This window comes from Streptomyces fulvoviolaceus, from assembly GCF_000718165.1.
Taxonomy (GTDB): Bacteria; Actinomycetota; Actinomycetes; order Streptomycetales; family Streptomycetaceae; genus Streptomyces; species Streptomyces fulvoviolaceus.
Window position 1 is genome coordinate 163,869 of sequence record NZ_JOEY01000033.1, and the last position, 20,070, is coordinate 183,938.

General features: G+C 71.2%; 21 protein-coding genes and 1 pseudogene. 12 read left to right on the forward strand and 10 right to left on the reverse strand.

From position 1 onward, the window contains the following. Nucleotides 1-12: 12 nt before the first annotated feature. Nucleotides 13-1,329, reverse strand: a complete 1,317-nt coding sequence (gene hemL, locus IG08_RS0132755; RefSeq protein WP_030610874.1) for a glutamate-1-semialdehyde 2,1-aminomutase — start codon at nt 1,327-1,329, stop codon at nt 13-15. 542 nt (nt 1,330-1,871) lie between these two features. Between hemL and IG08_RS0132760 the strand changes: the two genes are divergently transcribed. The 3 genes from IG08_RS0132760 to IG08_RS0132775 all read left to right on the forward strand — a co-directional run bounded on the left by IG08_RS0132760 (nt 1,872) and on the right by IG08_RS0132775 (nt 4,489). After that, nucleotides 1,872-2,309 carry a hypothetical protein gene (locus IG08_RS0132760; RefSeq protein WP_003974483.1) on the forward strand — a complete coding sequence of 146 codons (438 nt, stop codon included), beginning with the start codon at nt 1,872-1,874 and terminating at the stop codon, nt 2,307-2,309. A gap of 247 nt (nt 2,310-2,556) precedes the next feature. Further along, the gene (locus IG08_RS0132770; RefSeq protein ID WP_078655836.1) at nt 2,557-3,051 is read left to right on the forward strand and encodes a CBS domain-containing protein; all 495 of its coding nucleotides are present in this window, start codon (nt 2,557-2,559) and stop codon (nt 3,049-3,051) included. Between the two features lie 379 nt (nt 3,052-3,430). Continuing rightward, a complete protein-coding gene (locus IG08_RS0132775; protein ID WP_030610880.1) occupies nt 3,431-4,489 on the forward strand; it encodes a PucR family transcriptional regulator in 1,059 nt (352 codons plus the stop codon). A 25-nt stretch (nt 4,490-4,514) separates the two neighbouring features. On the opposite strand, the gene IG08_RS0132780 is transcribed toward IG08_RS0132775, so the two are convergent. From IG08_RS0132780 to IG08_RS0132795, 4 genes are all read right to left on the reverse strand, one after another. Beyond that, nucleotides 4,515-6,038, reverse strand: coding sequence for a flotillin family protein (locus tag IG08_RS0132780; protein ID WP_030610883.1), 1,524 nt, complete (start codon nt 6,036-6,038; stop codon nt 4,515-4,517). Nucleotides 6,039-6,098: 60 nt separating this feature from the next. After that, entirely contained in the window at nt 6,099-6,608 is a 510-nt protein-coding gene (locus tag IG08_RS0132785; RefSeq protein ID WP_030610886.1) for a hypothetical protein, read from the reverse strand. Between the two features lie 224 nt (nt 6,609-6,832). Further along, the gene (locus IG08_RS0132790) at nt 6,833-7,291 is read right to left on the reverse strand and encodes an ArsI/CadI family heavy metal resistance metalloenzyme (RefSeq protein ID WP_030610890.1); all 459 of its coding nucleotides are present in this window, start codon (nt 7,289-7,291) and stop codon (nt 6,833-6,835) included. Nucleotides 7,292-7,319: 28 nt separating this feature from the next. Next, nucleotides 7,320-8,666 (reverse strand): NAD(P)-binding domain-containing protein, encoded by a 1,347-nt coding sequence (locus tag IG08_RS0132795; RefSeq protein ID WP_030610894.1) that lies wholly within the window; start codon nt 8,664-8,666, stop codon nt 7,320-7,322. Nucleotides 8,667-8,775: 109 nt separating this feature from the next. Here IG08_RS0132795 and IG08_RS0132800 point away from each other — a divergent pair, with 109 nt between their 5' ends. Together IG08_RS0132800 and IG08_RS0132805 are read left to right on the forward strand one after the other, a co-directional pair. Beyond that, nucleotides 8,776-9,144, forward strand: coding sequence for an ArsR/SmtB family transcription factor (locus tag IG08_RS0132800; RefSeq protein WP_030610895.1), 369 nt, complete (start codon nt 8,776-8,778; stop codon nt 9,142-9,144). Nucleotides 9,145-9,175: 31 nt separating this feature from the next. After that, nucleotides 9,176-9,691, forward strand: a complete 516-nt coding sequence (locus IG08_RS0132805; protein WP_030610898.1) for a DinB family protein — start codon at nt 9,176-9,178, stop codon at nt 9,689-9,691. 211 nt (nt 9,692-9,902) lie between these two features. Here the strand turns inward: IG08_RS0132805 and IG08_RS0132810 are convergent, their stop codons facing one another. Next, the gene (locus tag IG08_RS0132810) at nt 9,903-10,679 is read right to left on the reverse strand and encodes an aquaporin (protein WP_030610901.1); all 777 of its coding nucleotides are present in this window, start codon (nt 10,677-10,679) and stop codon (nt 9,903-9,905) included. Between the two features lie 28 nt (nt 10,680-10,707). After that, nucleotides 10,708-11,022 (reverse strand): ArsR/SmtB family transcription factor, encoded by a 315-nt coding sequence (locus IG08_RS0132815; RefSeq protein ID WP_030610910.1) that lies wholly within the window; start codon nt 11,020-11,022, stop codon nt 10,708-10,710. Between the two features lie 102 nt (nt 11,023-11,124). Here IG08_RS0132815 and IG08_RS62855 point away from each other — a divergent pair. From IG08_RS62855 to IG08_RS62570, 4 genes and pseudogenes are all read left to right on the forward strand, one after another. Further along, nucleotides 11,125-11,268 (forward strand): annotated as a pseudogene (locus IG08_RS62855) (arsenate reductase ArsC); the annotation flags it as partial. Nucleotides 11,269-11,381: 113 nt separating this feature from the next. Next, nucleotides 11,382-11,795: an arsenate-mycothiol transferase ArsC gene (locus tag IG08_RS61660; RefSeq protein ID WP_234343025.1), complete on the forward strand. Its 414-nt coding sequence runs from the start codon at nt 11,382-11,384 to the stop codon at nt 11,793-11,795. 58 nt (nt 11,796-11,853) lie between these two features. Beyond that, a complete protein-coding gene (locus IG08_RS0132825; RefSeq protein ID WP_030610913.1) occupies nt 11,854-12,264 on the forward strand; it encodes an arsenate reductase ArsC in 411 nt (136 codons plus the stop codon). A gap of 187 nt (nt 12,265-12,451) precedes the next feature. Beyond that, entirely contained in the window at nt 12,452-12,580 is a 129-nt protein-coding gene (locus IG08_RS62570; RefSeq protein WP_267964978.1) for a hypothetical protein, read from the forward strand. A 126-nt stretch (nt 12,581-12,706) separates the two neighbouring features. Here IG08_RS62570 and IG08_RS0132840 read toward each other — a convergent pair whose 3' ends face one another. Continuing rightward, nucleotides 12,707-13,462: an IclR family transcriptional regulator gene (locus IG08_RS0132840; protein WP_052424968.1), complete on the reverse strand. Its 756-nt coding sequence runs from the start codon at nt 13,460-13,462 to the stop codon at nt 12,707-12,709. A 109-nt stretch (nt 13,463-13,571) separates the two neighbouring features. Between IG08_RS0132840 and IG08_RS0132845 the strand changes: the two genes are divergently transcribed. Further along, nucleotides 13,572-14,948: an MATE family efflux transporter gene (locus IG08_RS0132845; protein ID WP_158812306.1), complete on the forward strand. Its 1,377-nt coding sequence runs from the start codon at nt 13,572-13,574 to the stop codon at nt 14,946-14,948. Nucleotides 14,949-15,241: 293 nt separating this feature from the next. Here the strand turns inward: IG08_RS0132845 and IG08_RS0132850 are convergent, their stop codons facing one another. Both IG08_RS0132850 and IG08_RS0132855 read right to left on the reverse strand, forming a co-directional pair. After that, entirely contained in the window at nt 15,242-16,669 is a 1,428-nt protein-coding gene (locus IG08_RS0132850; protein WP_234343026.1) for a HAMP domain-containing sensor histidine kinase, read from the reverse strand. Then, a complete protein-coding gene (locus IG08_RS0132855; protein ID WP_030610926.1) occupies nt 16,666-17,379 on the reverse strand; it encodes a response regulator transcription factor in 714 nt (237 codons plus the stop codon). The genes IG08_RS0132850 and IG08_RS0132855 overlap by 4 nt, the downstream gene beginning before the upstream one ends. 132 nt (nt 17,380-17,511) lie before the next feature. Between IG08_RS0132855 and IG08_RS0132860 the strand changes: the two genes are divergently transcribed. After that, complete coding sequence (locus IG08_RS0132860; RefSeq protein WP_030610928.1) at nt 17,512-18,717, forward strand: DUF3500 domain-containing protein; 1,206 nt, start codon at nt 17,512-17,514, stop codon at nt 18,715-18,717. Beyond that, on the forward strand, nt 18,714-20,003 hold the full coding sequence (locus IG08_RS0132865; protein ID WP_030610931.1) for a HupE/UreJ family protein: 1,290 nt from the start codon (nt 18,714-18,716) through the stop codon (nt 20,001-20,003). Before IG08_RS0132860 ends, IG08_RS0132865 begins: the two co-directional genes overlap by 4 nt. The last annotated feature ends 67 nt before the right edge of the window (nt 20,004-20,070 follow it).

The window sequence follows — 20,070 nt, forward strand, 5'->3', positions numbered from 1 at the left end:
TGAAGTTCTCGCTCACGCGCTGGCCTCCGCCGCCGCTCGGGCCGCCGCCGGAAGGGCGTCGGCGATCCGCTGAACCGCCTGCTCGTCATGGGCCGTTGACACGAACCAGGACTCGAAGGAGGACGGCGGCAGATAGACGCCGTTCTCCAGCATCGAGTGGAAGAAGGCGGTGAAGCGGAAGGACTCCTGCGCCTTGGCGTCCTCGTAGCTGCGGACCGCGCGGTCCGTGAAGAAGACGGAGAACATGCTGGCGGCGCTCTGCACCGTGTGCGCGACGCCTTCCTTGCTCAGCGCCTCGGAGACCAGCGACTGGATCTGCGTGGATACGGCGTCGATCTTGACGTAGGCCGCGTCGTCGAGCAGCCGCAGCTGGGCGAGACCGGCGGCGGTGGCGACGGGGTTACCGGAGAGAGTGCCCGCCTGGTAGACGGGGCCGGCGGGGGCGAGGTGGGCCATGACGTCCTTACGACCGCCGAAGGCAGCCGCCGGGAACCCGCCGCCCATGACCTTGCCGAAGGTCATGAGGTCGGGGCGGACCCCGTCGATCCCGTACCAGCCGGCGCGACTCGTCCGGAACCCGGTCATGACCTCGTCGGAGATGTAGAGGGCGCCGTTCTGCGCGCAGGCGTCCTTGAGCCCCTGGTTGAAGCCGGGCAGCGGCGGTACGACGCCCATGTTGCCGGGCGAGGCCTCGGTGATCAGGCAGGCGATCTCGCCGGGGTGCCGGTGGAAGGCCTCGTGGACGGCCTCGAGGTCGTTGTACGGCAGGACGATGGTGTCGCCGGCCTGGGCGCCGGTGACGCCGGGGGTGTCGGGCAGCGCGAAGGTCGCCACACCGCTGCCGGCCGCGGCGAGCAGCGAGTCGACGTGACCGTGGTAACACCCGGCGAACTTGATGACCTTGGTGCGCCGGGTGAACCCGCGGGCGAGCCGGATGGCCGACATGGTGGCCTCGGTCCCGCTGGAGACGAGCCGCACCTGCTCCAGCGGCTCGATCCGGGCGACCATCTCCTCGGCGAGCGCGACCTCGCCCTCACCGGGAGTGCCGAAGGAGGTGCCGCGCGAGACGGCGTCCTGGACGGCGGCGATCACGTCGGGGTGCGAGTGCCCGAGGATCATGGGACCCCAGGAACAGACCAGGTCGACGTACTCGCGGCCGTCGGCGTCCGTGAGGTACGGGCCGGTGCCGGACACCATGAACCGGGGCGTCCCGCCCACCGCGCGGAAGGCACGGACCGGGGAGTTCACGCCGCCGGGCGTGACGGCGGACGCGCGGTCGAACAGGGCCTGCGAGACAGGCGCATCGTATGAATAGGGCAATTCGCTCATGTCCTGCGACTTCTCCGACCTTCTCCGACTTCCCGGACTCCGGTTGCCTGTGACTACCTCAGGGTAGGCCAGCGGCTGTGGGCGGCGACGGGGTGCGGCCGGAGCGGCGATGATGGCCGTCTCATGGACTTCTGATGGCATCCGCTGAACCGTCGGACAGCCGCACCCGTACTCGATCTGCGAAACTGGATGCAGATACACACAGCTCACAGGGACCATGGCATCGAGCCGTATGTTCAGGGCCTGCGAAGATCCTGCGGACAGGTGTTTCAACGCACGTTTCGGCGGGCGGCCGTGGGGGAGGTCACTGACACGATGATCGGGTTGCGCGGCGGGGGCCAAGCGTCCTAGAAAAGCAGTCGGGTGGAGATATGCATCGCGGTGGCGGGCTGGGCGAGGGGACTGATGACCTGGGTCCTCGACGTGCCAGGCGGGGAAGGCACCGGCGCGACGCGGAGGAAGCCGCCGAAGCACGTAACGAGTCGGAGCAGCTGGACCGCAGGGTCGAGCGGCTGAGGGCCGGGAGCAGGAATGGTGGTCGGGTGGGGGTGACGTACAAGTACTTCGGCGCGCCCGACGGCGCGACCGCTGCCCGCGTCCCGATCTCGATGCGCCCCGAGGAACTCGGCGGCGACGAGCTCGGCATGAACGGCATGTTCACCAAGATCAAGCCGGAGACCATGGCCGCCATGGTCCTCACCGGCATCGAGGGCGTCCCCCTCCACAAGGTCCCCCCGCTGGAACTGGTCGTCCTGCACCCCGACTACGCCGTCGTGAAGCTCCCGATGACCGTCGTGGACCCACTGCGGGGCATAGGCGAGGAGGCCGTGGGCGCGGCCGCGTTCATCTGGTCGACGGTGCCGGACCGGGGTGGACCCCGGGATGCGTTCAATGTGTACCAACTGCTGCACGAATGGCAGGACTTCAGCCATCGACTGCATGAGGCGGGGCATCAGCCGTACTGCTTGGTGTGGCCCTGACCTGGTGCTTCGTGGTCTTTCGGGCGGGGTTTTCGAACCCCGCCCTTTTCAGTGCCGCGCGGCTGGTCATCGACTCGTAGAAGGTCCCTGGGCTTGCCGGAATCCGGCAATGTCCGCCACTTCAGGATGCGCGCCAAGAACCTGTCAACGCCGCGTAAAGAACGTGTAGGGTGCCCAGCGGTGTGCCGGGAAGCCTGGTCGGCGGTGTGAGGACAACTCTCTTCGCCGTTCGGGGAGTTCAGGTCATGTGCTGGTCGTGGTCTTCGGGGTGGCGCTGCTGATCGCGGTGCTGCTGTCCGGGCTCGCCGCCCGGACCGTTCTGTCCACCTCCTTCCTCTTCCTGGCCGACGGGGCGCTCGTCAGTGACGGGTTCCTCGGGCTGATCCACATCACGCCTTCCCAGATGGTCAAGGTGCTGGTGCCCGCCTACGTGGTCGAGGACCCGACCCTCGCGGCGGTCGTCGACGAGAAGCACGCCGACCGGCTGTGCGAGGCGCCGGCGGGCCGCAGCGTCGGGGACTGCCTGTCCAGCAGGGCCGAGCCCCCGCCGATCGCCGACCCCGACGACACCGCGCTGGAGGTGGCCGCGCTGATGGCCCGGGTCCGCAGCCCGTTGGTGGCGGTGGCGCAGAAGGACAAGGCCGGGCCGGGCGGGCGGGAGAAAGGGCGCACGCACCTGCTCGGCGTGATCACGGCCTCGCACCTGCTGCACGAACTCCTCGGCGCCGCCGACGCCGGGTGAGGGTGATTCCGTCGCACCTGCGGGCCTCGCCCGCTCGGGACGACTCGGGCCGTCGCCACCCGCTGTGACAGGCGCGGCCCTTGTGGTGACCACGGGCGGGCCGGCCCACCATCGTGACGATGAGGCCGGCCCGCAGGCCACCACCCGGCGATGAGCAGGATCGTGGCGGGCAGGCCCGTGGCGGCTTGCAGAAGTGTCCGCACATCCCGGTCCTCCTTGCCGACCGCGGCACATGAGTCGTGTGCGGTGATGCGGGGAGCACTCCGGACGGTTCCGGAGCCGACGTGCGCGTTGCCGGTTTCCGGCAGAGTTCATTAGGGTCTGCATGCCGGTGGCCGTTAAAAGGGCGTCAACGGCACACGGAGCAGGCGGGGGCGGAGTGACCGAGCCGGAGACGGCCACGCGGTATCTGGACGGGTACGCGCAAATCCTGGCCGAGGTGTCCGCCACCGGGCGTCGCCTGACCCGGGACGAGCTGAACCAGCGCCGTGCCCTCGGAGAGCGGGCCGCGGAGGACGGGCACAGCCTGCGCGGCCTCGTACGAGAGCACCTCGCGGCCACCCGAGCCGCCTGGCCCGGCACTCCGGGCTCCACGGGCAGCGTCCTGGCCGCGGTGGAGCAGGCCGTCGACGCCTTCGCCGAAGGGTACGAACGGGCCCAGCGCCTGGCCGTCCGGGAACAGGAGGCCGCGCGCCGCGAGTTCATCGACGACCTGCTCTACGGCCGCAGCGACCTCGGCCGCCTCGCCGAACGCGCCGAGCGCTTCGGACTCGTCCTGTCCCGCGCGCATGCCGTCGCGGTCGCCGAGGGACCGCAGGCGTACGACGACACCGCACCGGTCATCCGCCAGGTGGAGGCCGCGCTGATAGCGCGGTTCGGTGACCGGCGCATCCTGCTCGCCACCAAGAACGGGCAGCTGGTCTGCATCGCGCCGGGCGACCAGGACGACGTCCTCACCTGCTTCGCCGAGCAGGCGCACGCCGCCACGGACGGCAGCCGGGTGGCCGTCGGCCGCCCCCAGCCCGGCGCCGGCGGCGTGGTGCACTCCTACGAGGAGGCGCTCAGCACCCTCGAACTCGCCGACCGGCTGGGCCTGGACGAGCGCGTGGTGCGCGCCGCCGACCTGCTGGTCTACCCGGTCCTCACCCGCGACCGACAGGCCATGGCCGACCTGGTGCTCAGCGCGCTCGGACCGCTGAAGAACGCCCGCGGCGGTGCCGAGCCACTGCTGCGGACACTTCAGGTGTACTTCGACTCGGGCTGCACCGCGGCCGAGGCGGCCCGCCGCCTGGCGCTCAGCGTGCGCGCCCTGACCTACCGGCTGGAGCGCATCCACCAGCTGACCGGCGCCAACCCGGCCGACCCGACGCACCGCTACACCCTTCAGACCGCCGTCATCGGGGCCCGGCTGCTGGACTGGCCCGCCCAGGAGATCTGAGCGGGCCTTCGCGGTTCAGCGGCAGTCAGCCGGTGATCTCGACCTTCCCGTTGAGCTGCGTCGCCGGCTCCCCCGTCGCCGCGGCACGCTGCGTGACGCCCTTCAGCAGGTCGGCGAGGTCGACCCCGGTGGTGGAGCCGAGGAGTTCCAGGCCCTGGGCGACGTTGTCGGCGACCGCGCGCGGGATGCGAGCGGCGCCGTCGGTGGAGATGACGGTCATCTTGTCGATCGCGCTGAGCGGCTCGGACGCCTTGGCCACGACCTGCGGCAGCACCTCGACGAGCATCTGCAGGATCGCCGCGTCGCCGTACTGCCCGAACGCGTCCGCCTTCTTCCGCATCGCCTCGGCCTCGGCCGCGCCCCTCGCACCGATCGCCGACGCCTCGGCCTCGCCCTCCAGCCGCACCGCCTCCGCGATCGCCGCACGCCGAGCCCGCTCGGCCTCACCCTGCTTCAGGCCCTCGAGGGCCTCCGCCTCGGCCAGCGCGCTGCGGCGCTGCTTCTCGCCCTCACCGGTCAGCCGGGCCCGCTCGGCCTCCGCCTGCGCGGCGGCGATGCCCGCCGACTTCTCCGCCTCGGCCTGCTTCACGCGGGACACCCGGCGGGCCTCGGCCTCCTGCTCGGCGGCATACCGCTGGGCGTCGGCCGGCTTGCGGACCTGCGTGTCGAGCTCGCGGTCGGTCAGGGCGGCCTGCCGCTCGGCGACCCTCTCCTGCTCGGCGAGGATCTCCTGCTGCCGAGCCGCCTCGGCCAGCGGACCGGCGGCGGCCGCGCGGGCCGCGGCCTCGTCGGTCTCGGCCTTGATCTCGGCCTGCTTGAGGGCGAACGTCCGCTGGGCGACCGCGATCTCCTCCTCCGCCTTCAGCCGCGCCTGCTCGGCGGCCCGCCGGGCCACCGCCTCGGCGATGTCGGCCTCCTGCTTGGCCCGGGCCGCCTCCGGGCGCCCGAGGTCCTCCAGGTAGGAGCCCTCGGTGGTGATGTCCTGGATCTGGAAGGCGTCCAACACCAGGCCCTGCCCGGACAGGCTCGCCTCCGCCTCCTCGGCGACCTGCCCGGCGAAGGCGGCCCGGTCACGGATGACGTCCTCCACCGACATCCGGCCCACGATCGCCCGCAGCGCGCCCGACAGCACCTCCTGGGTGAAGCCGACGATCCCGTCCTGCTGCATCAGGAACCGCTGCGCGGCGGCCCGGATCGAGTCCTCGGTGCCGCCGACCTTGACGATCGCGACGCCGTCCAGGTTGGCCTTCACCCCGCGCAGCGTGACCGCGCCGCGCACCGCGACCGGGATGTGCCGCGAGGACAGGTCGAGGGTGAACTTCTGCTGCACGAACGGCACGACGAACACCCCGCCGCCGACCACGACCTTCTGCCCGCTGTTGTCGGTGAACACCCGGCCGGTGTCCGGGTCTGTGGCCTTCTTGCCACGCCGCCCGGTGACGATGAACGCCTCACTCGGACCCGCCACCTTGTAGCGGGTGACCACGACCAGTGCCAGCAGGACGAGGAGTACGAGGACTCCCACCACGGCAACGACGACAGGACTCATGGCAATGCCCCCGAATCACGTACGAGAGAAAGAGCAGGGAGAAGGAACGGAGAAGAGGGTTCAGCGGTCCACCGGGCGGACCACGACCGACGTGGCCGACGGCGCCGTCTCCACCCACACCTCGACGCCCCGGGCCACCGGCCCCGCGCTGCGAGCGGCGAACTTCACCGGTTGACCGGCGAGTTGGAGCAGCACCTCGCCGTAGCCGCCCGCCGGGATGGCCGTGACCACGTTGCCGGACGTACCCACCAGGTCGTCTCCGCGGGGCGTGACCGCCGTCTGGTCGCGCATCAAGGCACGGCTGAAGCGGTACGTCAGCCACGCCGCCCCCACCCCGGCGCACGCGCCGACCCCGGTGGCAGCCGCCGGACCGACGCCGGTGGCTCCCAGGGCGATCGCGCCGCCGAAGCCGGTCATCGCCACGAACCCGGCGACGACCGGCAGCGACAGCCACCCGTCGAGGATGCCGCCCAGCGCGCCGTCGAGCACGCCGTCCAGCACCCCGTCGAAGACCAGCGACAGGGCGAGCAGCACGACCCCCGTGATGCCCAGTCCGAGAAACCAGACCATGCGTGCCGTCCCCCTCTCACCCGCCGCTGAACTCCGGCTTGACGGAATCCTCACACGCGAGGGTGAGCCGTTTCATTGCCGAATTCCGGCAATCTTTACGCGTCTTTGATGCCGGATCGCAGTGCCCGCCAGGGTGCCCTCCTGAGAGCAGGGCGGCGCGAGGCCGCGACCGGTCTCCCGTGCCGGTCGCGGCCTGGTGGGGGTGAAGGTCGGCCATCGGGTGGTCAGCAGCAACTGCCCGCGGTGACCGGTTCGTTCGATCCGGTGCCGGCCGTGGCGGCGCAGCAGGTGCTGCCCTGCTGCTTGGCCAGGGAGTCGGCGTCGGCCTTGACGACGTACACCTCCCAGGGTTCCTGGCCCGGGCCATGGACCCAGACCTTGTCCTGGAGGGCGTAGCAGCAGGTGGTGTCGTTCTCGACGTCGGTGGCCAGGCCCGCCTCGCTCAGGCGAGTGGTGGCGGCGTGGACCGCTTCGCTGCTCTCGACCTCGACGCCGAGGTGATCCATGCGGGTCGCCTCGTCTGCCGCGCCTTCGATGAGGACGAGCTTGAGCGGGGGCTCCGCGATGGCGAAGTTGGCGTAGCCGTCGCGGAGTTTGGCGGGCTCGGTGCCGAAGAGCCTGCTGTAGAAGGCGATGGACGCGTCGAGATCCGGGACGCGGAGGGCGAGCTGTATGCGGGACATGACGAACCTCCTTGAGTGTGCGAAGAGTTCAGCAGCCGCCGGACGTGGTGGCCGGGGCGCCGATGCCGATCTGGAGGGTGGCGGGAGCGGCGCAGCAGCCGCCGGACTGCTCGGCGTTCTCCGGCTCGTCGAAGAGGCCCGCGCCGCCGCAGACTCCGGTCTCCGGGAGGGTGAGTTCGACGCGCTCGGCGGCCTCCTGGTCGCCGGCGATCGCGGCGGCGATGGAGCGGACCTGCTCGTAGCCGGTCATCGCGAGGAACGTCGGAGCACGGCCGTAGGACTTCATGCCGACCAGGTAGACGCCCTGTTCCGGGTGGGAGAGCTCGTTCACGCCGTGCGGGTAGACCGTGCCGCAGGAGTGGACGTTGGGGTCGATCAGCGGGGCCAGGGCGGTCGGGGCCTGGAGGCGTTCGTCGAGGCCGAGGCGGAGCTCCGAGAGGAAGGACAGGTCCGGGCGGAAGCCGGTCAGGACGATCACCTCGTCGACCGGGTCGAGGCGGCCGCCGTCCTCGGCCACCAGGACGAGCCGACCGCCGTCGCGTTCCACAGCCTGTGTACGGAATCCCGTGGCCGCACTCGCGTGGCCGGCCTCGACGGCCGCCTTGGCACGCAGGCCGAGCGCGCCGCGCGCGGGGAGCTGGTCGGCCTCGCCGCCGCCGTAGGTGTTCGCGCCGATGCCGCGGCGCAGGATCCACACCGCGTGCGTGCCCTCCTCTTCCTTGGCCAGGTCGGCGAGGAGGGCGAGAGCGGTGAAGGCGGAGGCGCCGGAGCCGACCACGGCGGTGCGCCTACCCACGTAACGGGCGCGTACGGCAGGGTCGTTGAGGTCGGGGACGCGGTAGGAGACGCGGTCGGCGGCCGCCTTCTCGCCGAGGGCGGGCAGGCCGTCCGCGCCGACGGGACTGGGGGTGGACCAGGTGCCGGAGGCGTCGATGACGGCACGGGCGGTGACCCGCTCCTCGCGGCCGTCGGCGGACCGGACGTGCACGGTGAACGGCTGCTCGTCGCGGCCCGCGTCGACGATGCGGTCGCGGCCGGCGCGGGCGACGCCGGTCACCTGAGCGCCGTAGCGGACCTTCTCGCCGAGGACGTCGGCGAGCGGCTGGAGGTACCGCTCGGCCCAGTCGCCGCCGGTCGGGTACGTCGTGCCGTCGGGGCGGACCCAGCCGGTGGGAGCGAGAAGCTTCTCGGCGGCGGGGTCGACGAGCTCGCCCCAGGTGGAGAACAGGCGGACGTGCGACCACTCGCGCACCGCGCTGCCCGCGACCGGGCCGGCCTCCAGGACCAACGGTTCGAGGCCGCGCTCGACGAGCTGGGCGGCGGCGGCCAGGCCGATGGGGCCGGCGCCGATGACCACGACGGGCAGGTCGTCCATGAGGTCCTCCTGAAGAGAATCGGTGCATCGACATTCGTCGATACAAGACTCCGCCAGCATTGCTCTTGAATCGATGGATGTCAACATAGACATGTGTCAAAATGGGAGCATGTCGAATGTGAAGGCGCTGCCGCTGCTGGAACCCGAGGCCCCCGAGGCCGTGGTGCCGTGCTGCCCGCCACTGACCGAGCGGCCCTTGACGGCCGACGAGGCCGAGAAGACCGCCAGGATGTTCAAGGCGCTCGGCGATCCGGTCCGGCTGCGGCTGTTCTCGCTGGTCGCCTCGCACGAGGGCGGCGAGGCGTGCGTGTGCGACATCTCCGACGTCGGCGTCTCCCAGCCGACCGTCTCCCACCACCTGAAGAAGCTCAGGGAGGCCGGACTGCTCACCTCCGAGCGGCGGGGGACGTGGGTGTACTACCGGGTCGAGCCGTCCGTGGTCGCCGCGATGGGGCAGATGCTCGGCACCCTCGACTGAGCGGACCGGACAGAGAGCGGGTGAGCCGTCGATGAACCGTCAGGCGACCCACGAGGAGATGGAGCGGACCCGTACGACGTTCCACCAGCTGCTCGACGACGCCTCCGAAGCCGACCTGCGCCGGCCCACCGACGGCACCCGGTGGACCAACGAACAGCTGCTGTTCCACATGCTCTTCGGCTATATCCTGATCCGGCCGCTGCTGGTCCTGATGCGGATCTTCGGCCGGCTGCCGCGCGGCGCCGGCCGGGCCTTCGCCCGTCTCCTCGACGCCGGGACCCGGCCCTTCGACGTCGTCAACTACCTGGGTCCGCTCGGCGCCGCGAAGGTTCTCGGCCGCCGCCGCATGGGGACGGTGTTCGACCGCGTGATCGCCGGTCTGCACCGCCGGCTGGACGCCGAGCGGGAAGCCGATCTCGCGCTCGGCATGCACTACCCGACCCGCTGGGACCCCTTCTTCCGCGATGTCATGACCGTCGCGGACCTGTACCGGTATCCCACCCGGCACTTCGACTTCCACCGTCGCCAGCTCACCGTCGGGCAGTGAGTGCGAGGCCGGCGAGGGCCGGCAGCATCCACCCCGTCAGGCAGGCGAAGGCGGCTGCCCCGGGGGGGGAAGGCGGTCCAAGGGATGCCCGCGACGGCGGAGGCCGCGAGGTTGCCCAAGGACTGCACGGCGGCCGACAGGCCGAACGTCGATCCTCCGGCTGCCCTTACGGCGTTCCCGTCGCGTCATTCAGTCGCGTCATTCAGTCGCGTCATTCAGCGGACCGGCCGGGTCGGAAGACGAGTGCCACCAATGCCAGACCGACGACCGCGCCGACGAGTTGGGCCCCGATGAATCCCAGGACCGAGCCCGGCGCGATGCCCGCGAACGTGTCGCTGAAGGCACGGCCGATCGTCACCGCCGGGTTGGCGAAGGACGTGGACGACGTGAACCAGTAGGCGGCGCCGATGTACGAGGCGACGGCCACCGGTGCGAAGCGCAACTGGCCGGTGCGGGCCAGGCCGAAGATCAGGAGGATCAGGCCGGCGGTGGCCACCACCTCGCCCAGCAGCAGGTGACCGGCCGAGCGGTCGTGCGTGGACCACTCCACCAGCGGCTCGCCGAACATCGCGTCCGCCAGGATCGCGCCCGCGATCGCGCCGACGACCTGCGAGGGGACGTACACCGCGACCTCGCGAGCCGTGACACCGTCACCGCCGCGCCGCGCGGTCCACCACTCGGCCAGCGTGACCACCGGGTTGAAGTGCGCGCCGGAGACCGGGCCGAGCAGCAGGATCAGGATGCCGAGCCCGAAGACCGTGGCGATCGAGTTGGCCAGCAGCTGGACACCGACATCGCGAGTCAGCTCGGTGGCCTGGATGCCGGAGCCGATCACGACCGCGACGAGGAGCGCGGTGCCGAGCAGTTCGGCCGCGGCCCTGGAAGACAGCGGGGTACGGGGCGGGGTGGCACCCGGCGCGGGCTGCGGCTTGCCGGCTATGGCGGCCTCCCCGGCTCTGTCGTGCTCGGCGGTCTCGGTGGCGGTCAACAGGACTCCTCGGATACGGGCGACGGGATCAGGGACAGGACCGCTTGACGTTGTTCTCGGCGGTGACGCGCGCGGTCTCCGCCAGGTCGGCGAACCGGCCCGCGAGGGCGGCGATGACGTCGGGCCTGAGCCGGTAGTAGGTGAACCGGCCGCACGGCTCGGTCTCCACGACCCCGGCCTCGCGCAGCACCTTCAGATGGTTGGAGAGGTTGGTCTGCCTGGCCCCCGTCTCCTCGATCAGGTGGGTGCTGCAGAGCGTCTCCTTGGCCAGCAGGGTGACGATCCGGAGCCGGAGCGGGTCCGCGAGAACCCGCATCAGATCAGTGTCGACTGACTTCAGCATGGACTGATACTGTCACATCACTCCGGGCTGATACCAGCCTGGGCTGAGCCCTGGGACCCGCATCCCCACACCCGTGGGGCCCACGCCCCGAAGGGGGTTCCCATGACCGCACCCACACCCCCCGTTCTGCCCGACGAACGCCTCGCGGCCGGCATCGCCCACCTCGCCCTCCGCTACCGGGGGCATTTCTCGCCGGAGACCATCCAGCGCCTGCTCATCGACTCCTACGAGCGTCTCGCCGAGCATGCCCGTATCCGCACCCACCTCGCGGTGCTGGCCGAGCACCTGACCACCGAGCGGCTGACGCGCTGGCCCACATCACGGGCGCGCCCGGCACCGGCCTGCCCCGCGTGCTGTTCGTGTGCAGCCTCCCCCACGCTCGAACGACCTCGCGCGGGGGCACCCCCATCGCCGGCCGCTCCCAGAAGGCCACCGCCCTCCTCGCCCATCGCGCTGGCGGCCACGTGGTCGTCTCCTCGGCGGGCACGCATCCCGCCGCCGAGGTCGAGCCGGTCGTCGCCCAGGTACTGACCGAGGCCGGCGTGGACCTCACGGACGCGTTCCCCAAGCCGCTGACCGACGAGGTCGTGCAGGCCGCCGACATCGTCATCACCATGGGCTGTGGGGATGCCTGCCCGATCGTGCCCGGCCGCCGCTACCTGGACTGGCCCGTCACCGACCCCGAGGGCGCCCCGGTCGCCGTCGTGCGTGGCATCCGCGACGAGATAGACGCCCACATCACCGAGCTGCTCGCCTCGCTGCCGGGCATCTGAACCCAGTACACCTCGTAGACCCCGTACACCTCGTACACCTCGTACAAAGGAAGAGCCCATGTCCTCCAGCCCGCTCGCCTCCGTGCTGTTCGTCTGCGTCCACAACGCCGGGCGCTCGCAGATGGCCGCCGGTTTCCTCGGCCACCTCGCGGGCGACCGGATCGAGGTCCGCTCCGCCGGGTCCATCCCTGGTGACCAGGTCAACCCGTCCGCCGTCGAGGCCATGAAGGAAGTCGGCATCGACATCTCCGAGGCCCAGCCGAAGATCCTCACCACCGAGGCCGTTCAGGCGTCCGACTACGTCATCACCATGGGCTGCGGCGACGCCTGCCCGATCTTCCCCGGCAAGAAGTACCTCGACTGGGCCCTCGAAGACCCGGCGGGCAAGGGTGTCGAGTCCGTCCGCCCCATCCGCGACGAGATCAGGACCCGTATCGAGGCCCTGATCGCCGAGATCGACGCCAAGTAGCGGGCGTGACCCCGTCTGGTCGGCCTCGAAGTTCAACCGCGACCCGCGGCAAGGGGCGGCAGGCCGGGATCAGCGCACCGTGATGCCGCCGCTGACGACCGGCGTCTCGCCGGTCAGGTAGGTCCCGTGGCACAACTTCCAGACCCAGTCGGCGATTTCCTCGAGCTGGGCGGCCCGGCCCAGCGGGATGCCGGCCGACCGCCCGCACTTCCCGCGCCGCGACCGGGTGCGCGCGTACATCGAGTCGTACGCCCGCGAACACGGCCTCTACGACGTCATCCGGTTCGGTCCGGCGGTGACGGGCGTCGAGCCGTAGAGCCCTCGAGGGCGCGGCGGACGCGCGCACCGGTTCGTACGGCCGGCGCGTGACGGCATCCGCCGGGCACGACGAGGTCTGCGACGGCCGGCTGAGGCAGCCGGCCGACCGACACGGAACGCCTGCTCACGGCGTACGAGATGTCCTCGGGGAACTCGGCGCCCTCGCCGCGGGCGGTGCAGGCGGGCGGTCGGCGCCCAGATCGTGGGAGATGGCGCGGGCGCAGTTCCTGACCGCGGAGACCAGGGAGCCGCGCGCCTCGCCGCCGTCGCAGATGCGTGCGGCGGCTCCCGTGATGCTTACGGCGGCGACGGCATCCCGCCTGTCGCGGATCGGCGCGGCGAGGGAGACCACCCCGTCCCCAGGGCCAGGAGCACAGGCCCAGTCCCGCTCCAGGGTGACCTCCAGGAGGCCGGCGGGGGTTCTCGGAGCATCGAGGATCGCACCCAGTGCCGTTCCCTCGAGGGCCACCGTCATGCCGGTCTCCAGGACCTGCCTCGTCTCGTCGGGCCGGAAGGGCCGTAGGACGTGATGGATGATCAGTACGCCCGACCTGTGCGGCACGCCCACATGCACCGCTTCCGCGGTGGTCCGGGCCAGGTCGTCGGCCCAGGGAAGTGCGCGGGCCAGTAACTCGTGCCGCTGAAGGTAACTGCCGCCCAGCCTCACCAACTCGGCGCCCAACCGGTACTTGCCGGACGTCGAGTCCTGCTCGACGAGGCCCTCTTGCCGGAGCGTGTGCAGAATTCCGTGCACCGTCCCTTTCGGCAGGCCCAGGGCGGCAGCGGTGTCGGAAAGGCCGAACTGGCACTGGCCCGTGGCGAAGAGCCGCAGCACAGCCGCGGCTCGGGACACGGACTGGATGGGACCTGGACCTGGCATGCGGCCACCCTGCCGCGAGGGTGCGTGTGTCATGCACTCAATGAGCCGGAACCGGCCAAATATCGACATGCTCTGTCGTCTGTGCCACCACACTCGCCACAATTGCCCCGTGGCTTCCGTGCGTTGGCCGAAGAAGCATCGTCCCGAGCTGCGGTCGATACTCGGCTTCAGCCTCCCGATGTCGGTCGCCAACTACGTACAGCAGTCCTACCTGTTGGCCGACAGCATCATCGTGGGCCACTACGTCGGCATCGAGGGCCTGGCCGCCGTAGGCGCAGGCCAGCCGATCTTCTACCTGGTGAACGCCGTCTTCCTCGGCCTGGTCAGCGGCTTCGCCATCCGGTTCGCGAGGATGACCGGATCCGGCCGGGCCGAGAGTCAGCAGGACGCCGTCGTCGGCCTGGCGGGCTTCGCCGTCGTATGGGCGGTGCTGTGCATGGCACTGATCTTCACCAGCACCGGCTTCCTCCTGAACGCCATGGGAATCCACGGCACGATCGCCGACGGCAGCACGACCTATCTGCGCACCCTTTCCCTCGGGTTCGTGGGCATGTTCGGCATCGGCGCGCTGGGCGGCTTCCTGCGGGGGCTCGGCGATTCCCGCACGGTCATGTACATCATGGTGTTCAGCAGCCTCCTCAACATCGTCCTCGCCTGGAGCTTCGTGGCCCTGCTGGGATGGGGGCTGCGCGGGGCGGCCCTGGGAACCGTGGCGGCCAGTTGCACGGCCTTCGTGGCAGGCCTTGTGCTCGTGGCCCGCCGGCACGGGATCCACCGCTACCGCAGCTCACTTCCCCAACTGGCCCGGCAGGCCGGCTCTTCCCTGCGGCTGGGATTCCCGGTGGGCATCCAGCACGTCATGCTCTCCCTCGGCAGCATGGTCCTGACGTCACTGATCGCCCCGTTCGGCACGGCCGCGATCGCCGCGCTGAGCATCGCCGCGCGGCTGGAGGCACTGGCCGGGCGGTTCTACCTGGACCTGTCCGGGGCGGTAACGGTCTTCGTGGCCCAGCACACGGGAGGCGGCGACGCCGAGCGGGCGCGGCGGGTCCTGCTGGAGGCCCTGCGGATCTGCCTGTGGGCGACGCTGGCGGAATCCGTACTGGTGATCCTGCTGCGGCACGACATCGCGGCCGCCTTCACCACCGACCCTTCGGTGCGCGGGATCGTCGCCTCCTACATCCTCATGACGTACCCGTTCTTCCTCCTGTACACGGCGATGGCGGTCGTCCACGGCTTCCTCAACGGCATCGGGCGGACCGTCTTCCCGCTGGTGTGCACGATGCTGTCGTTCCTGGTGTTCCGGGTGCCCACGGCCTCCCTCCTGAAGGGGCCGCTGGGGCTGGACGGCCTCATCTGGGCGGTGCCCATCGGCTGGTTCGTCGGCCTGGCCTACACCGCGTTCGCCGTACGCCGGTACATCCAGGACGCCGAGCGGTTCATCCCCGTACAGAAGTCACGCGCGCCGCAGCGTCATCGGAAGTGAGCCGAGGGCTCAGCGTCGCCCGGGGCTTCGGGCGGAACGGCCGGCCGGGCTCCGGGCGCAGCCCCCACCCGGAGATGACGGCGGCCACGGCGATGACCGTCTCGACCAGGGCGAACTGGTCGCCGACGCGAGGGGCTTCCAGAATGACCTGCCGGGTGTAGGTCAGCCGTGCCACCAGCCGGAACAGCCCCGAACAGGCCGTGCCACCAGCCGGACCGCCCCGGACGCGAAGGCGCACGCCGGAGCGGCGACGGGAGCAGCGGGAGCGGCGACGACAGCAGCAGGAGCGCGCGTCAGGCCGGCCCCAGGAGGCGTGCCGGGCTCACGGTGAAGCCCACCGCGGCACCCCCGCCGGAGCGCGCCCCCGCGGACACTTCTCCGCCATGGGCCTCGGCGACGTCGTGGACGATGGCGAGGCCGAGTCCGGAGCCGGGGAGACCACGAGCACCGTCGGCCCGGTAGAAGCGGTCGAACACCCGGCCGGTGTCGTCGGCTGCGATGCCGGGCCCCCGGTCGAGGACGGTGACCGCCCCTCGCCGGATGCGTACCTCGATGGGCTCGCTGCCCTCGGTGTCGAACTTGGCGGCGTTCTCCAGCAGGTTGCCCACCGCGCGTTCGAGGCCCTGCGGACGGCCGCGGACCACGGAGTCGTCGGCGTCGATGTGGACCAGGCGGCCGGTACGCCGGTACACGCGCCGTGCCGCGCGGCGGGCCACCCCGGCCAGGTCCACGGGTTCCTCGGCCTCCTCGCGGCCGCCCGCCAGGGCCAGTTCGACGAGTTCGTCGACGAGGTGACCGAGCTCGCGCGTCTCGTCCTGGACGTCGTCGAGGAGCCGGTCGCGGGAGTCGGGGGACAGCTCGGTGACGCGGTGCAGCACGGTGGCGTTGGCCAGCAGGCTGGTCAGCGGGGTCCGCAGCTCGTGGGCGGCGTCATGCACCAGCCGTTCCTGGGCCTCGCGGGCGGCGACGATGCGGCCGAGCATCCTGCTGAACGACGCGGACAGCCGCCCGACCTCGTCCCGTCCGCCCACCAGTTCCGCGACGCCGTGGTCGACGCGGCCGTCCGTGCTGACCTTCTCGGCGACGTCGGTCAGCCGGGCGAGGCGTCGGGTGATGCGTCCGGCGAGCAGCCGGCCCGCGACCGCGGCGGCGAGCATGACCGCCAGGCTGACCGCCGCGATCTGCCGCGCCATGCCGCCCAGGACGTAGTGGGTCTGGTCGACCTGGACGGCCACCTGCAGGGCGCCACGTTTCCCTCCGAGTGCGGTGGTCAGCAGGCGGTAGGTGTGGCCGTCCACCTCTGTCTCGGTGGTGTCCGACTGGCCGGCCGCGCCGGAGGCGGCGAGGGTGCGCGCGGCGTCGGACACCGGCAGCTTGTCCAGCGGGCCGCCCAGGAGGGTGGGCGTGCCGTCGCGGGCCACGGCCTGCACGACCGGATGGGCTTCCTCCTCGTCCCCCGGCCCTGGCAGGTCCGGTCCGGGAAAGAGGTCGGTGCCCTCGGTGACCGCGTCGGCCACCGCCTGCTCCTGGCGTTTCTCCTCGGCGCGGGCCAGGGCCGTGGTGGTCGACCGCAGCGTCCGGTCGATCTCCGCGAGGACTCGGTCGGAGGCGGCGTGGTAGCTCAGCGCGCCGACGGTCACCGCCACCACGGCACCGACGGCGGCGAAGGCGAGCGCGAACCGCGAGCGCAGACTCATGGCCGTACGCATGGCCGCACTCATGGCCGCCGCACCGCGTACCCCACGCCGCGCACCGTGTGGATGAGACCGGGCGCTCCGGCCTCGGTGAGCTTGCGGCGCAGATAGCCGACGTAACCGGCGAGGTTCTTCGCGTCCACACCGGCGTCGGGACCCCACACGTCCCGGTAGATCGCCGCGTGGTCCAGTACGAGCCCTTCGTTGCGCACCAGGAGCTCCAACAGGTCGAACTCGGTTCTGGTCAGCTGGAGTTCGGCGCCGTCCCACGACGCGCGTCGCGTACCGGGAGAGACGCGCAGGGATGCCGTCCGCAGCACGTCCTCGTCTTCCTCTCCCTCTCCCTCTCCCTCGGCGGGCGATGCCGTCAGCGCGGCCCGCCGCAGAAGTGCCCTCAACCGCGCGAGCAGTTCGGGCACTTCGAAGGGCTTGGGCAGATAGTCGTCGGCGCCGGCGTCCAGGCCGTCCGCCCGGTCGGGGATCCCGGCCCGCGCGGTGAGCATGAGTACGGGGGTGCGGTCACCGTCGGCGCGCAGCACCCGGCACACGGCGACGCCGTCCACGTGCGGCATCATCACGTCGAGGACGAGCGCGCTGAAGGAGCTCCGGCGGGTCAGGACAAGGGTCTCCACCCCGTCGGCGGCGGTGACGACGTCGTACCCCTCCAGCTCCAGGGCCCGCGCGACGGCTTCACGTACGGCGCGGTCGTCGTCGGCGACGAGGACGCGATCCGGCATGCGGGCATCGTGGCACAGCGCCCTGTGCGGTCCTGTGCGCGGGTTCTCATCGAATTCCGGACCGGCTCCCGCCGGGCTCTGAGATCGCGCTCCCACGATGAGGGCACCATCCCCTCACGCCCCAGGAGCGTCATGCCCTCCCACACCCGCCCAGTGCTGCGCCGACCTGTGGTACTCGCCGCGTGCGCCAGCATCGCCCTCGGCACCGTCGGCTATCTCGCGTTCGACCCCGGGTCCGCCTCGGCGACGGTCGCCAAGGAGACCATCCCCGCCTCCGCGGCCCGCACCGGGGCCGGTGGCGCCAACACCGCCCAGGTCGTGAAGGCCGTCGACGACTTCCTCGCGACGCTCTCCGACGAGCAGAAGGACACGGTCCTCTACGACTTCGACGACGAGGCGAAGAAGACCGGCTGGTCGAACTTCCCGACGCCTGTCGTCGAGCGCAACGGCCTCAAGCTGGGCGACCTCACCGCCGAGCAGGACGCGGCGGCCATGAAGGTCATGGAGGCGGCGCTCAGCAAGCAGGGCTACGAGGAGCTCGTGGAGATCCGCAAGGCGGACGACTACCTCGCCTCACTCTCGGACAGCGAGGACACCGGGGACACCGCGTCGGCCTCCCCCACCGCCACACCCACGCCTCCTTCCGGAGCCCCGACCGACGGCGCCAGCGGCGGACCCGGCGGCGGAGGCGGCGGCGGCGCCAACTTCGGCTCCGAGTGGTACTACATCTCCTTCTTCGGAGAGCCCAGCAAGACCGGCGAGTTCACCGTCCAGTACGGCGGCCACCACGCGGCCTACAACATCACCTACGCCGGCGACAACGTGACCATGTCGCCCACCCTGACCGCGGTCGAGCCGGAGGAGTTCGTCTGGGACGACAAGGCCTACGCCCCGCTCGCCGACAAGCGGGCCGCCACCATCGGCGCCATCCAGTCGCTCACCACCGACGAGCTGACGGCCGCCGAGATCGACGGCAGCTTCGACGACCTCTACCTCGGCCCCGGCAACGACGGCCCCTTCCCGACCGACCCCGAGGGCGTCCTCGTCAGCAGCCTCACCAAGAAGCAGCAGGCCAAGGTCACCGCGATGCTGCGCACCTGGGTCGACGACCTGGACGAGAAGGCCGCGTCCCGGCTGCTGAAGAAGTACGTCTCCGAGTACGACGAGACGTACATCGGCTGGAGCGGCGGCACCACGATCGACAACGACCAGACGTACGTCCGTCTCGACGGCCCGTCCGCCTGGATCGAGTTCTCCAACCAGCCCGGCGCCTCGACCGACGAGATCCACCAGCACACGATCTTCCGGGACGAGACCTCCGACTACGGCTGGGAATGACATCAGTGCGCCGCCGCCTCTTCTCCATCCTCCTGCTCGCGGCGTTCCTGCTGGTCGGCGGCCTCGCGTCGCCGGCCGGCGCCCACCCGATGAGCACCTCGGCCGTCCTGCTCGACGTCCATGACGACCGGGTCGAGGGCGAGGTCCAACTCCCCGTCGACCGCCTGGCGATCGCCGTGGACCGCGACCTCACCCGCACGAGTGTGCTGGGCGAGGACCGGACCTTCCTCAAGAGCTACGCCACGCGGCACATCAGCGCCGTGGGCGAGGACGGCACCTCCTGGACCACGACGCTCGGCACCGGATCGGTCCGGACGATCGACGGGACGGCGCACCTCGTCTACCCGCTCACCATCCGCCCGCCGGACGGACAGGACGTCACCGACTTCGACCTGCGCTACGACGTCATCGTCGAGGAACTCCTCACCCACAAGGTCATCGCCACCGTCCGGTACGACTTCGACCGAGGCATCCTCAAGACGGACGACGCCGAGACCCTCGGAGTCCTCGACTGGGACACCAGGAGCCTGCGGGTCCCGGCCGGCGAGGGCTCCTGGCTGAAGGGCTTCGCCACCACCGCGCAGCTCGGCATCGAGCACGTCGGTGAGGGCGCCGACCACCTGCTGTTCCTGCTGATGCTGCTCATCCCGGCTCCACTGGTGGCAACCGCGGGCCGCTGGCGCACCGGAGACACCTCACCCCGCCGCAGCGTCGTACGCGTCGTGCACGTCGTGTCGGCCTTCGCCATCGGCCACTCCCTCACCCTGGCCCTGGCGGCCTCGGGAGTGGTCCACGTCCCGTCACGGCCGGTCGAGACGCTCATCGCCTTCTCGATCGCGGTGTCCGCGGTCCATGCGCTACGGCCGCTGGTGGCACGCGGCGAGGTGCTGATCGCCGCAGGCTTCGGCCTGGTCCACGGCCTCGCCTTCGCCTCGCTCATCGGCGACCTCGGCCTCGACCGCGGGTCGCTCGTGACGACGCTGCTGGGTTTCAACCTGGGCATCGAACTGACCCAGTTGCTCGTCGTCGCGCTGGTGATGCCGTCCCTGCTCGTGCTGGCCCGCACGACCCTCTACCCCGCGTTCCGCATCGGTGTGGCCGTCATCGGCCTGGTGTTCTCGATGTCCTGGATGCTGGAGCGCGCGACGCTGACGTCCTTCGACCCCTTCGAGGGCGTCCAGACCTGGCTGGTCGGGCACCCGCTGCTGGTCGCCGGGGCGGTCGCGGCACTCACCGCCGTCGCCCACCTCCGATACCGGGTGGCCTGGACCGCGGCCGGGAAGTGAGCCGCGGCGGCCGGCAGTGACCCGATCGAGGGTGTAGCGGGCTACACCCTCGATCGGGCAGAGCACT

Excerpts from the sequence above, each read along its gene's own strand:
- IG08_RS0132865 (WP_030610931.1), top strand. The coding sequence starts at position 18,714 with ATGACATCAGTGCGCCGCCGCCTCTTCTCCATCCTCCTGCTCGCGGCG.
- IG08_RS0132825 (WP_030610913.1), top strand. The coding sequence starts at position 11,854 with ATGTCCTCCAGCCCGCTCGCCTCCGTGCTGTTCGTCTGCGTCCACAAC.
- IG08_RS0132850 (WP_234343026.1), bottom strand. The coding sequence starts at position 16,669 with ATGAGTGCGGCCATGCGTACGGCCATGAGTCTGCGCTCGCGGTTCGCG.
- IG08_RS0132860 (WP_030610928.1), top strand. The coding sequence starts at position 17,512 with ATGCCCTCCCACACCCGCCCAGTGCTGCGCCGACCTGTGGTACTCGCC.
- IG08_RS0132795 (WP_030610894.1), bottom strand. The coding sequence starts at position 8,666 with ATGGACGACCTGCCCGTCGTGGTCATCGGCGCCGGCCCCATCGGCCTG.
- IG08_RS0132780 (WP_030610883.1), bottom strand. The coding sequence starts at position 6,038 with ATGAGTCCTGTCGTCGTTGCCGTGGTGGGAGTCCTCGTACTCCTCGTC.
- IG08_RS0132840 (WP_052424968.1), bottom strand. The coding sequence starts at position 13,462 with ATGCCAGGTCCAGGTCCCATCCAGTCCGTGTCCCGAGCCGCGGCTGTG.
- hemL (WP_030610874.1), bottom strand. The coding sequence starts at position 1,329 with ATGAGCGAATTGCCCTATTCATACGATGCGCCTGTCTCGCAGGCCCTG.
- IG08_RS0132815 (WP_030610910.1), bottom strand. The coding sequence starts at position 11,022 with ATGCTGAAGTCAGTCGACACTGATCTGATGCGGGTTCTCGCGGACCCG.
- IG08_RS62570 (WP_267964978.1), top strand. The coding sequence starts at position 12,452 with ATGCCGGCCGACCGCCCGCACTTCCCGCGCCGCGACCGGGTGCGCGCG.
- IG08_RS0132800 (WP_030610895.1), top strand. The coding sequence starts at position 8,776 with ATGTCGAATGTGAAGGCGCTGCCGCTGCTGGAACCCGAGGCCCCCGAG.
- IG08_RS0132855 (WP_030610926.1), bottom strand. The coding sequence starts at position 17,379 with ATGCCGGATCGCGTCCTCGTCGCCGACGACGACCGCGCCGTACGTGAA.
- IG08_RS0132785 (WP_030610886.1), bottom strand. The coding sequence starts at position 6,608 with ATGGTCTGGTTTCTCGGACTGGGCATCACGGGGGTCGTGCTGCTCGCC.
- IG08_RS0132790 (WP_030610890.1), bottom strand. The coding sequence starts at position 7,291 with ATGTCCCGCATACAGCTCGCCCTCCGCGTCCCGGATCTCGACGCGTCC.
- IG08_RS0132805 (WP_030610898.1), top strand. The coding sequence starts at position 9,176 with ATGAACCGTCAGGCGACCCACGAGGAGATGGAGCGGACCCGTACGACG.